Annotated in this window: 11 protein-coding genes and 3 tRNA genes; 12 read left to right on the top strand and 2 right to left on the bottom strand. The window is 66.5% G+C overall.

Going from position 1 to position 10,300, the window contains the following annotated elements; translation table 11 throughout:
* Positions 1–595 precede the first annotated feature (595 nt).
* The 5 genes from rplM (at position 596) to msrB (ending at position 3,517) form a co-directional block, all read left to right on the top strand.
* The gene (gene rplM, locus AC1DJ5_RS14425; RefSeq protein WP_477021038.1) at positions 596–1,072 is read left to right on the top strand and encodes a 50S ribosomal protein L13; all 477 of its coding nucleotides are present in this window, start codon (positions 596–598) and stop codon (positions 1,070–1,072) included.
* Between the two features lie 2 nt (positions 1,073–1,074).
* Complete coding sequence (gene rpsI, locus AC1DJ5_RS14420) at positions 1,075–1,560, top strand: 30S ribosomal protein S9 (protein WP_441453790.1); 486 nt, start codon at positions 1,075–1,077, stop codon at positions 1,558–1,560.
* A gap of 95 nt (positions 1,561–1,655) precedes the next feature.
* A complete protein-coding gene (locus tag AC1DJ5_RS14415; RefSeq protein WP_477021037.1) occupies positions 1,656–1,913 on the top strand; it encodes a hypothetical protein in 258 nt (85 codons plus the stop codon).
* 125 nt (positions 1,914–2,038) lie between these two features.
* Complete coding sequence (argC, locus tag AC1DJ5_RS14410) at positions 2,039–2,974, top strand: N-acetyl-gamma-glutamyl-phosphate reductase (protein ID WP_477021036.1); 936 nt, start codon at positions 2,039–2,041, stop codon at positions 2,972–2,974.
* 45 nt (positions 2,975–3,019) lie between these two features.
* Positions 3,020–3,517 (top strand): peptide-methionine (R)-S-oxide reductase MsrB, encoded by a 498-nt coding sequence (msrB, locus tag AC1DJ5_RS14405; protein WP_477021035.1) that lies wholly within the window; start codon positions 3,020–3,022, stop codon positions 3,515–3,517.
* Here the strand turns inward: msrB and AC1DJ5_RS14400 are convergent.
* Together AC1DJ5_RS14400 and phaC are read right to left on the bottom strand one after the other, a co-directional pair.
* Complete coding sequence (locus AC1DJ5_RS14400) at positions 3,505–3,882, bottom strand: hypothetical protein (RefSeq protein WP_477021034.1); 378 nt, start codon at positions 3,880–3,882, stop codon at positions 3,505–3,507. The two genes, msrB and AC1DJ5_RS14400, sit on opposite strands and share 13 nt — an antisense overlap.
* Positions 3,879–5,840, bottom strand: a complete 1,962-nt coding sequence (gene phaC, locus AC1DJ5_RS14395; protein ID WP_477021033.1) for a class I poly(R)-hydroxyalkanoic acid synthase — start codon at positions 5,838–5,840, stop codon at positions 3,879–3,881. The genes AC1DJ5_RS14400 and phaC overlap by 4 nt, the downstream gene beginning before the upstream one ends.
* 64 nt (positions 5,841–5,904) lie before the next feature.
* Between phaC and AC1DJ5_RS14390 the strand changes: the two genes are divergently transcribed.
* The 7 genes from AC1DJ5_RS14390 to AC1DJ5_RS14360 all read left to right on the top strand — a co-directional run bounded on the left by AC1DJ5_RS14390 (position 5,905) and on the right by AC1DJ5_RS14360 (position 10,023).
* Positions 5,905–6,369 (top strand): hypothetical protein, encoded by a 465-nt coding sequence (locus AC1DJ5_RS14390; RefSeq protein ID WP_477021032.1) that lies wholly within the window; start codon positions 5,905–5,907, stop codon positions 6,367–6,369.
* Positions 6,370–6,432: 63 nt separating this feature from the next.
* On the top strand, positions 6,433–8,235 hold the full coding sequence (recJ, locus tag AC1DJ5_RS14385; protein WP_477021031.1) for a single-stranded-DNA-specific exonuclease RecJ: 1,803 nt from the start codon (positions 6,433–6,435) through the stop codon (positions 8,233–8,235).
* A gap of 101 nt (positions 8,236–8,336) precedes the next feature.
* Positions 8,337–8,411: transfer RNA gene (locus tag AC1DJ5_RS14380), tRNA-Glu, on the top strand.
* A gap of 160 nt (positions 8,412–8,571) precedes the next feature.
* Positions 8,572–8,646: transfer RNA gene (locus AC1DJ5_RS14375), tRNA-Glu, on the top strand.
* 182 nt (positions 8,647–8,828) lie between these two features.
* On the top strand, positions 8,829–9,377 hold the full coding sequence (locus AC1DJ5_RS14370) for a cold-shock protein (RefSeq protein ID WP_441453777.1): 549 nt from the start codon (positions 8,829–8,831) through the stop codon (positions 9,375–9,377).
* Positions 9,378–9,402: 25 nt separating this feature from the next.
* Complete coding sequence (locus tag AC1DJ5_RS14365; protein WP_441453775.1) at positions 9,403–9,879, top strand: DUF192 domain-containing protein; 477 nt, start codon at positions 9,403–9,405, stop codon at positions 9,877–9,879.
* Positions 9,880–9,946: 67 nt separating this feature from the next.
* Positions 9,947–10,023: transfer RNA gene (locus AC1DJ5_RS14360), tRNA-Pro, on the top strand.
* Positions 10,024–10,300 lie beyond the last annotated feature (277 nt).

The following is a 10,300-nucleotide window of genomic DNA, read 5'->3' as shown; positions in this document are numbered from 1 at the left end:
GCCTTCCGCTGGGTGCTCCCTTGCCCGGTGCGCGCGACGAGAGGCTGACGGTCCGACAAGACCCCCGTTCTCTCCGCTCCCGCCGCCGCTTCGGTTCGCCGGCCAAGCGAGCCCTCCCTTGCGACGGGACAGGTGGAGCATGGCGCAGGGCGGGAGTGGGGCGAGCGGATGGGGGCGGCGTTGACGCGATCGCTTGCGGGGTCAGGGATTGGGCGGGGGGATTGTGATGGCCGCACCTTAATACCGCTCACCCCGGCGGACGCCGGGGTCCAGTCCTGGGGCGACAAGCGGGGCGCATGGGGCTCGCACTGGATCCCGGCGTCCGCCGGGATGAACGGGAAAATGGTGGGGAACCCCTCATCCGTCAGGCTTCGCCTGCCACCTTCTCCCGCAAGGGGAGAGGGAAGGCGGTTTGTGCTGGTCATTGTCGGGTATTTTAATACCGTTTAAGATAAGTTGTTTTAAATCAATATGTTGATCTAAAATTAGGTCGCGAACTGGTGTTGACCTGCTGTGGATGACCCTCTATCAGCACGCCTTCCGCTCATTCCTGCTTTGGAATGGGCCGCACCGTTCGTCTTTCAGGACCCTCATTATGCTGAAGAGCACTACGGCTTCGATGAAGCCGGCAGAGGTCGAAAAGAAGTGGATCCACATCGACGCCGAAGGCGTCGTGGTGGGCCGCCTCGCGACCTTCATCGCCAACCGTCTGCGCGGCAAGCACCTGCCGACCTACACCCCGCACGTTGACATGGGCGACTATGTCGTCGTCACCAACGTCGACAAGGTGGTGTTCACCGGCAAGAAGTCGACCGACAAGGTCTACTATCGCCACACCGGCCACCCGGGCGGCATCAAGCAAACGACCCCGGAAAAGGTCCTGAACGGCCGCTTCCCCGAGCGCGTGCTCGAGAAAGCCGTTGAGCGCATGCTGCCGAAGGAAAGCCCGCTGGCTCGCAAGCAGATGACGCACCTGCGTCTGTTCGCCGGCGCCGCCCACGAGCATGAAGCCCAACAGCCGCAGACCATCGACTTCAAGTCGGCCTCGGCCAAGAACACCCGGAGCGCCTGAGCATGACCGACGTGACTGCTGAAGCCACCGGCTTCGACGCCCTGAAGAGCCTGGGCACTGTCGAAAACGACACGCCCGTCTACACGCAAAAGCTGGACGCCCAAGGCCGCGCCTACTCGACCGGCAAGCGCAAGAACGCGATCGCTCGCGTCTGGATCAAGCCGGGCACCGGCAAGATCACCATCAACGGCAAGGACCAGGAAGTTTACTTCGCTCGTCCCGTGCTGCGCATGATGATCGCCCAGCCGCTGACCGTTTCGGACCGCGCCACGCAATACGACGTGATCTGCACCGTCGAAGGTTCGGGTCTGTCGGGTCAAGCCGGCGCCATCCGCCACGGCCTGTCGCACGCCCTGACGCACTTCGAACCGGAACTGCGCAAGGTCCTGAAGCCGCACGGCTTCCTGACCCGCGACAGCCGCGTCGTCGAGCGTAAGAAGTACGGCCGCGCCAAGGCACGCCGCAGCTTCCAGTTCTCGAAGCGCTAATCGCTTTCAGGCGATTTGGATTTGGGGCGCTTCGGGGAAACCCGGAGCGCCCTTTTTCTTTGGAGCGGTTGATGCAGACGTCTTGGTTGCGAAGGATGATCGCGAAGGTCTTTCCGGAGGCGAGGCGCCGTACACCCGGGGAAGTGGTCGCCTACTTGTCGAACTTCATTGAAGGTGAGGGGCGTCCGAATGATTGGGACGATTTCACCTCTGTCGATATATCGGATCCAGAACTGGATGCGATCCGTGCTGCAGGGGCGAACATCTATCTGCCGGTGAATGTCGATGGCGACCGACGGCTGCGCACGCTTTTGGAAGAGGCGCGAAGAGTCGAGCAGGAGAGACGCCGTTGATGTTGGGCCGACGATTTGGGGCAGCGTCTCAAATCCGCTGAATTCTCGGGGTCAGTGCGACCCCTCATCCGACCCGCTGCGCGGGCCACCTTCTCCCGCAAGGGGAGAAGGATCAGGAGTGTGACATGACCCACACCATCTTCATCGACGGCGAGGCCGGGACCACGGGGCTGGAGATCCGCGAGCGTCTGGAGGCGCGCACGGATCTGGAGCTGATCCTGCTGGGCGACCGTCGGCGCGACGTGGAGGCGCGGCGCGAGGCGCTGAACAGCGCAGATGCGGTCATCCTGTGCCTGCCGGACGATGCGGCCAAGGAAGCCGTGTCGATGATCGAGAACCCAGCGGTGCGGGTCATCGACGCCTCGACGGCCTACCGGGTCGATCCGGCCTGGACCTATGGCTTCGCCGAGATGGATGCGGGTCAGCGCGCGGCCATCGCCGCCTCGACGCGGGTGTCGAACCCCGGCTGCTATCCGACTGGCTTCATCGGCCTGATGCGGCCGCTGGTGCGGGCAGGGCTGGTGCCGAGCACGCATCCGGTCACGGTCAATGCGGTGTCGGGCTATTCCGGGGGCGGCAAGGCCATGATCGCCGAGTTTGAGGCGGCGGGGGCCTCGACCGCCTTCCGCGCCTATGGCCTGAGCCAGAAGCACAAGCATGTGCCGGAGATGACCCAGCACACGGGGCTGACGCTGCCCGTCCTGTTCGCGCCCGCCGTCGGGAACTATCGCCAGGGGATGCTGGTCGAGGTTCCGCTGCACCTGTCGGCCCTGCCGGAAACGCCCTCGGTCGAGCGGCTGCACGGCGCCCTGGTCGAGGCCTATGACGGGCAACGCTTTGTCGAGGTCGCCGATCTGGACGAGACCGCGGCCATGACGGGCATCGAGCCGGAGGCCCTGAACGGCACCAACCGGATGCGGCTGCATGTGTTTGGCGATCGCGGCGGGGAACAGGCGCGTCTGGTCGCCATGCTCGACAATCTGGGCAAGGGCGCCTCGGGCGCGGCGGTTCAGAACCTGAACATCATGCTGGGTCTGGACGAGACGACGGGTCTGATCTGAACCCCCGAGCTGAAACCAAAGGCGTCCGGCCGTCGTATAGAGGGCATGGACGCTTTTCTCGAACGACGGGCGTTGGTTCTGGGCGGGGCCGCCCTGGCCCTGTCGGGCTGCACGCCCAAGGCGGCGGACGCCTTGGCGGATTCATGGGCTAACTCGCCCTTCCGCCAGATCAGCGATGCGGACTGGAAGCGGCGTCTCGGCGACGCCTCATGGAGCGTGCTGCGCCATGAGGGGACCGAGCAGCCATTCAGCAGCCCTCTGAACGACGAGCATCGGCGCGGCGTCTTCGTCTGCAAGGGCTGCGCCCTGCCGCTGTTCCAGTCGGCGTGGAAGTTCGACAGCGGCACCGGCTGGCCCAGCTTCTTCCGCGTGACCGAGGCCAATATTGGCTCGAAGACGGATCGGCTGATCGGCATCGCCCGCACGGAATATCACTGCGCCCGCTGTCTGGGGCATCAGGGGCATCTGTTCATGGACGGGCCGCCGCCGACCGGGCGGCGCTACTGCAACAACGGCGTGGCCCTCACGTTTCAGCCCGCCTGACGGGCCTTGAGCGCGGACTGCACCGTCACTCCGAACCAGACGGCGCCGATGATGACCAGCAGGCCGTAGTCGTGGCCGGGGAAGAAGACCGGGATGGCGGCGGCGATGATCAGCACCAGCGGGAACAGGCTGGCCCAGACGGCGGTGGATGCGGCCTCGGGGTGGATCATCGGCGGGCGCTGCGTTCCCATGCGCTTGGCCAGGACGCCGTTGAGCGCAACGAACAGGATGCTGCAGATGACGGCCAGCAGGACATACTTCAGCGTGTTGCCCGGCTCGCCGAACAGGCTGGCGGTGGCGACCAGCAGAGCGAGGGGAATGGCGGTGGCGAGGGCCAGCAGCAGGTTGGGTTCGATACGCTTCAAGACTTCACTTTCACATAGGCGCCGGGCGCGGGCTCGATGGGTTTGAGCGGGCCGGTTTTCGGATCACGCGCCGGGATCTGGTCGCCCGACTGGGGGTGCAGCCAGGCGGCCCAGTGATTCCACCAACTGCCCGGATGCTGTTCCGCGTTCGCTTGCCATTCCGCGAGCGTCTCGGGAAGGGCGGGGTTGGTCCAGTGCTGGTATTTGTTGGCCGACGGCGGGTTGATGACCCCGGCGATATGGCCCGATCCGGCCAGGGTGTAGGTCACGGGTCCGCCGAACAGCCGCGCCGAGCGATAGACCGAGTTCATCGGGGCGATGTGGTCCTCGCGGCTGGCCTGGAAATAGAGGGGAACCTTGACCGTCGACAGGTCGATGCGCTGACCGCCGATCTCGAACTCGCCCCTGGCCAGGGCGTTCTGGCCGTACATGCGGCGCAGGTAGTCGAGGTGCAGGCGTTTCGGCATCCGCGTCTGGTCGGCGTTCCAGAACAGCAGGTCGAAGGCCGCCGGCGCCTTGCCCATCAGATAGTTGGACACGAAGAAGGACCAGATCAGGTCGTTGGCGCGCAGGGCGTTGAAGGTGTCGGCCATGGCGGCGCCCGGCAGGAAGCCGCCGGCGGCGTCCATCTGTTGCTCGATCCCGGCCAGCCAGTGCTCGTCGGTGAACAGCAGCAGGTCGCCCGCCTCGGCGAAGTCGTGCTGGGCGGCGAAGAAGGTGGCCGTGGCGATGCGGGCGTCCTTGTGCGCGGCCATGTGGGCCAGCGCCGCACCCAGAAGGGTGCCGCCGATGCAGTAGCCGACGGCGTTCAACTGCTTCTGGCCGGTCTGTTCCAGCACCTTTTCGACGGCGCGGTAGATGCCTTTTTGCAGATAGTCGTCGAAGCCGAACTCGGCCTTGTCCTTGTCCGGATTGACCCAGGAGCAGACGAAGACGGTGAAGCCCTGGGCCGACAGCCAGCGGATCAGCGAGTTCGCCGGCTGCAGGTCCATGATGTAGAACTTGTTGATCCACGGCGGGAAGATCAGCAGCGGCACGGCGGCTTGCGTCTCGGTCGCGGCGTCGTACTGGATCAGTTCGAACAACTCGTCGCGCCAGACGACCTGGCCGGGGGCGGTGGCGACGTTCTCGCCGACCGTGAATTGGCCGTAGTCGGCCTGACTGATCTTCAGCTTGCCGGCCCCGCGCTCAAGGTCGGCGGCGAAATTCTGCATCCCCTTGACCAGGGACTCGCCGCCCGTCTCGGCCAGGGCCTTCAGCGCCGCCGGGTTGGAAGCGAGGAAGTTGGACGGCGAGAAGGCGTCGGTCAGCAGCCTGGTGAAGAACTCGGCCCGGCGCTTCACGCGCGGATCGACGTCCTCGACGCTGGAGACCAGGCCGTTCATCCATTCGGACGTGACCAGATAGGATTGGCGCATGACGTCGAAGACCGGGTTCTCGCTCCAGGCAGGATCCCTGAACCGCTTGTCGGTCGAGGGGGCGGGGGCGACGTCCTCGCCCATGGCGCGACGCGAGGTGGCGGACCACAGGTCCATATAGCGGCTGAACAGGTCGGCCTGGGCTTGGAACAATTTTTCGGGGCGAGCGGCCAGACTGGTCATGACCGAGGTCATGGCCGGGGCGATGTTGAACGGATCGGGCGACAGGGCGGCGGGGCGGTCGGCTTGGCTGAGGGCGGCCTCGGCGATGGCCGACTGGGCCGTCATGGCCGCCTTGGCCAGATTCAGCGACAGGGTTTCCAGCAGGTGGCGCTGATCGGCCCCGAAGGCGAAGGGATCGGCGGCCTTGGGCTGAGGCGGCGGAGGCGGGGCCGCCTTGGGCTGGGCGGGGGCTTCGGCGGACGAATCGGGCGCCGCCTTCTTCGGCCGGGGCTTGGCCGAGGTCGGACGACCCGATTTGCGCGGGGCGGCGGCGGCCGCCAGCGGGGCGGGGGGAGCCTTGGTCGGGCGCTTGGCCATGGGCGAACCTCCGGAACCGGCGCGCGTCGGGCCGCGAGCCTTCCTCCGGGACCGATGATGGCATATGACCGGGCCTGAGATGAACGTGTTCCTGTCGAAAAAGACGATCCTGCCGGCGATGACCGGTCTGCTGCTGGCCACGGGCGGCTGCGTCGGCTCGTTCGACCCCAAGACCGACATGACCTCGCCGGTCGCTCCGCGTGTGCAGGAACTGGTGGACAGTCATCGTCAGTATCCGCGCTGGGCCGATTTCCCGGCGACGTCGACGGACCTGCCGCAGCCGGCGCAGGTGGCCGCGAAGGTCAATGCACTGAACACCGCGGGCGGCGCCCTGACGAACCAGGTCGCGCATATCGACTGGACCCTGACCGGCGATCCGGCGGCCTTCGTCGAGTCGGTGAACCGCCGCTTTGATCCCGCGCGGATGGCCCCGATCGGCCCGCAGACGCCGGAAGCGGTCGAGGCTCTGGCCGAACGCCTGCGTCGTCGCGCCGCCCCGCCGCCGCGGATCGACCGCCCGCGCCCCTGAGGCCCGTCCTATCGTCTGATCGACAGAATCCCGCGATGATGACCGGGCTCAAAAGGATTGTTCATGGCTGACGGTGGCGACACTCCCGCCTTCCTCGACGTTTCGCGCTCCCTGTCGGGCCGCGCCTGGCGACAGCGCCCGGCCGAGGCCGGGGTCATTCGCGCCCATATGCAGGCGCTGGATCTGGACGAGCCCATGGCCCGCGCCCTGGCGGCGCGCGGCGTGGCGGCGGATCAGGGCGAGAACTTCCTGAGGCCTACCCTGCGGGCGCTGTTCCCCGATCCGTCCAGCTTCATGGACATGGACACGGCGGCGACCGCCGTCATCGACGCCCTGCAGGCCGGAAACAGCATCCACGTCTTCGCCGACTATGACGTCGACGGGGCGTCCAGCGCGGCCCTACTGGTGCGCTGGTTCCGGACGCTGGGCGCGGAACTGCCCATCTATGTCCCTGACCGCCTGACCGAGGGCTACGGCCCCAGCGCGCGGGCGTTCGACACGCTGAAGGCGCGCGGCGCGGACCTGGTCATCACCGTGGACTGCGGGGCGGCGGCCAACGAGGCCGTGGCCCATGCGGCGGCCATCGGGCTGAAGGTCGTGGTCATCGACCACCACATGATGCGCGAGGAGCCGCCGGCCTGTCTGGCCGTGGTCAATCCGAACCGGCCGGGCTGCAACTCGGGGCAGGGGAATTTGGCCGCGGCGGGGGTGGTCTTCGTCCTGCTGGCCGCGCTGAACCGCGAGGCGCGGGCGCGGGGTCTGTTCGAGGGAAGGACCGAGCCGGACATCCGTCAGTGGCTGGATCTGGCGGCCATGGGCGCCATCTGCGACGTGACGGGGCTGACGGGCTTCAACCGGGCGCTGACCAGTCTGGGCCTCAAGGTCATGTCGGACTGGAAGAATCCCGGCTTGAAGGCCTTGCTGGCCGCTGCCGGGGCCGAGCCGGGGCCGGCCAAGTCCAATCATGCGGGCTTTATCCTGGGGCCGCGCATCAATGCGGGCGGGCGGATCGGCAAGTCGGACCTGGGGGCGCGCCTGCTGTCCACCGACGATCCCGATGAGGCGAGGGCGCTGGCGCAGGAGCTGGACGCCCTGAACATCGCCCGCCGCGAGGTCGAGGCCCAGGTGACGGAACAGGCTGTGCGCCGGGTCGAGGCGACGGGCGCGCACAATGACGAGTCCGCCCTGGTCGTGATCTCGGGCGAGGATTGGCATCCGGGCGTGGTCGGCATCGTCGCCGGGCGTCTGCGCGAGCGCTGGCGCAAGCCGGTCGTGGTGATCGGCGTCGACGCCATCAACGGCCTGGGCAAGGGTTCCGGCCGGTCGCAGCCGGGCATGAACCTGGGCCGGGCGGTTCAGGCGGCGTGGAATGAAGGCGTGCTGATCGCCGGGGGCGGCCACGCCATGGCGGCGGGCCTGACGGTCGCGGCCGACCGGATCGACGAACTGCGCGCCTTCCTCAACGACCGTCTGTCGGGCGAGCGCGCCGAGGCCGTGGCCCAGGACTGGGTCGAGGTGGACGCCCTGATCGACCCGCGCGCGGCGACCCGCGACCTGTTCGAGGCCTTTGAGCAGATGGCGCCCTTTGGTCCCGCCAACCCCGAGCCCCTGTTCGCGCTGGAGGGGGTGCAGGCGCGCGAGCCTGCGGCCATGAACGGCGGCCATGTGCGGTGTCGTCTGGTGGGGGCCGACGGGGCCTCGGTGCGAGCCATCGCCTGGCGCTGCGCCGATCTGCCGTCGGGCAAGGCGCTGCTGGCGGGGCAGGGCGGGCTGAACCTGGTCGGGCGGTTGAAGGCCGACGACTGGAACGGCCGTCGTGGCGTGCAATTCGAGATCGAGGATGTGGCCGACCCGCGCATGGCCTGAAGCTGCAGCGAGCGCAGGTCTTTGAAAAAGTCGCACAAACTGGGCCGCAGGCGCTTGCAAGCGTCGGAATCGACGGCTATTACCCCGGTCCTCCGCGCAGCGGTCCCTTCGTCTATCGGTTAGGACGTCAGGTTTTCAACCTGAAAAGAGGGGTTCGACTCCCCTAGGGACTGCCACGCGGAGCTTTCCTTCCCCTGACATCGTTATCGGTTTCGCCCTTGATCGGGCTCCTGCTTTCGTGCGCGCGACCCCGATGTGATGTCTTTGTTCGGAAAGTTGGAAAACAGGCTTGCGTCGTCCGATAGGGGCGGCTATCAGGCCGCTCCTCCGCGCAGCGGTCCCTTCGTCTATCGGTTAGGACGTCAGGTTTTCAACCTGAAAAGAGGGGTTCGACTCCCCTAGGGACTGCCACGCGGAGCCTTCCCCAACATCGCTGAAATCGTCGCGCGGCCTCGCTTGTCGCCGCCGCCATACGGCTGCGACCGAGTTATGGTTACGCTTGGCTTTAAAACCGTCATTTTTGATTTTCCGCGGTTCAAAGAACCGTGTTAATCGTAATCCGCCTGAGTTGTTTTCAGGCGGGGGTTTGGCAAGTGACGGAATTCGAAGGGACTGAAGCGTCGGAGATCGTTCGTATCGCCGGCACGGTCAAATGGTTTGATCCGGGCAAGGGGTACGGTTTCATCGTGCCCGACCAGCCGGATCTGACGGATCTCAAGGACGTGCTGCTGCACGTCAGCAGTCTGCGCGACGGCGGTCATGAGACCGTGTCCGAAGGCGCGCCTGTGACCTGTGATTGCGCGCGCCGGGCCAAGGGCTGGCAGGTGGTTCGCATCGTGGATCTGGGCGAGGGCCTGACGTCGCCGGTTCGCCGGGAAACTGCGCGTCCGGCCGCGTCGGCGCGAGCGAATTTCGAGCTTCCTCCTGGCGCTCCGCTGGAGACGGCGGTCGTCAAATGGTTCAATCGGACCAAGGGCTACGGATTCGTGGTGCGCGACGGTCAGGCTGGCGATATCTTCGTCCACGTTGAAACGCTGCGGCGCTGCGGGCTGGATGACCTGGTCCCCGGCGACGCCGTGCAGGTGCGGTTCGCCGAAGGGCCCAAGGGCCTGGTGGTGGCCGATATCAGACCGGGCGAATAGGATTCGCCCTTCGAGGGGCCGAACCATGAATTTCAGTCGTCGTATCTTGCTGGCGGTCGCGCTTTCCGCGGCGAGCCTGTCTTCGGCCTGCGCCCAGAACGGGCCGGTCGACGCGGCTGGACGCGCGCTGGAGCCGCTGAGCATCGTCACCGCCTCCGGCGAGCACAAGTTCCTGGTCGAGATCGCCGACGACGAGGCGGAGCGCCAGCGCGGCCTGATGTACCGTCCGCCGCTGGAAGACGATCGGGGGATGCTGTTCCAGTTCCCGGTAGCCGCCGAACAGAACTTCTGGATGAAGAACACGCCCAGCTCGCTGGACATCATCTATATCGATCCTCAGGGGCGCATCGTGTCGATCGCCGCCCACGCCACGCCCTATTCGGAAACGCCCTTGCCGTCGAACGGCGCCGCCAACGGCGTGCTGGAACTGCGCGCCGGCCGCGCCGCGGAGATCGGCGCCAAGCCGGGCGACCGGGTTCGACACCCCTTCTTTCGTCCCTGATGTGGATTAAGGGCGCAAGCGCGTTGCGGCGCGGCGCCCGCCGTGCCATGAGGGCGCTCCATCGGTTCGGGGTGTAGCGCAGCCTGGTAGCGCATCTGGTTTGGGACCAGAGGGTCGGAGGTTCGAATCCTCTCGCCCCGACCATGGATTAAGCCCTTCTGGGCTGGATGAGTTTTACACTCGTCGGAAAGACAGCAAGCGCTGCCCTTCGGTCGGTACCCTCGCTGGACATTGATCCTAGATCCCCAAGAGCGGACCCGCGAATGTCCGCAAAGGGTGGTGGGCTCAACCGGTGAACGCAACACGCTAACTTTTCTTCGGAGATGGAGCGTGGGCGATGAAGCAGCGGCGGCGGATCTATTACTCGGCGGCCCAGCGGGCTGAAATCTGGGATCGCTGGAAGGCGGGCGAGTCGATGAGT

It is taken from the genome of Brevundimonas sp. 01N35 (assembly GCF_056399785.1).
The sequence above is the reverse complement of the archived record's forward strand: the minus strand, read 5'-3'. Positions and strand labels throughout refer to the sequence as shown.

Bases quoted from the DNA above. Each gene is read 5' to 3' on its own strand.
- rplM (WP_477021038.1), top strand. From the start codon at position 596: ATGCTGAAGAGCACTACGGCTTCGATGAAGCCGGCAGAGGTCGAAAAG.
- AC1DJ5_RS14365 (WP_441453775.1), top strand. From the start codon at position 9,403: ATGAATTTCAGTCGTCGTATCTTGCTGGCGGTCGCGCTTTCCGCGGCG.
- argC (WP_477021036.1), top strand. From the start codon at position 2,039: ATGACCCACACCATCTTCATCGACGGCGAGGCCGGGACCACGGGGCTG.
- rpsI (WP_441453790.1), top strand. From the start codon at position 1,075: ATGACCGACGTGACTGCTGAAGCCACCGGCTTCGACGCCCTGAAGAGC.
- AC1DJ5_RS14415 (WP_477021037.1), top strand. From the start codon at position 1,656: ATGATCGCGAAGGTCTTTCCGGAGGCGAGGCGCCGTACACCCGGGGAA.
- phaC (WP_477021033.1), bottom strand. From the start codon at position 5,840: ATGGCCAAGCGCCCGACCAAGGCTCCCCCCGCCCCGCTGGCGGCCGCC.
- msrB (WP_477021035.1), top strand. From the start codon at position 3,020: ATGGACGCTTTTCTCGAACGACGGGCGTTGGTTCTGGGCGGGGCCGCC.
- AC1DJ5_RS14390 (WP_477021032.1), top strand. From the start codon at position 5,905: ATGACCGGGCCTGAGATGAACGTGTTCCTGTCGAAAAAGACGATCCTG.
- recJ (WP_477021031.1), top strand. From the start codon at position 6,433: ATGGCTGACGGTGGCGACACTCCCGCCTTCCTCGACGTTTCGCGCTCC.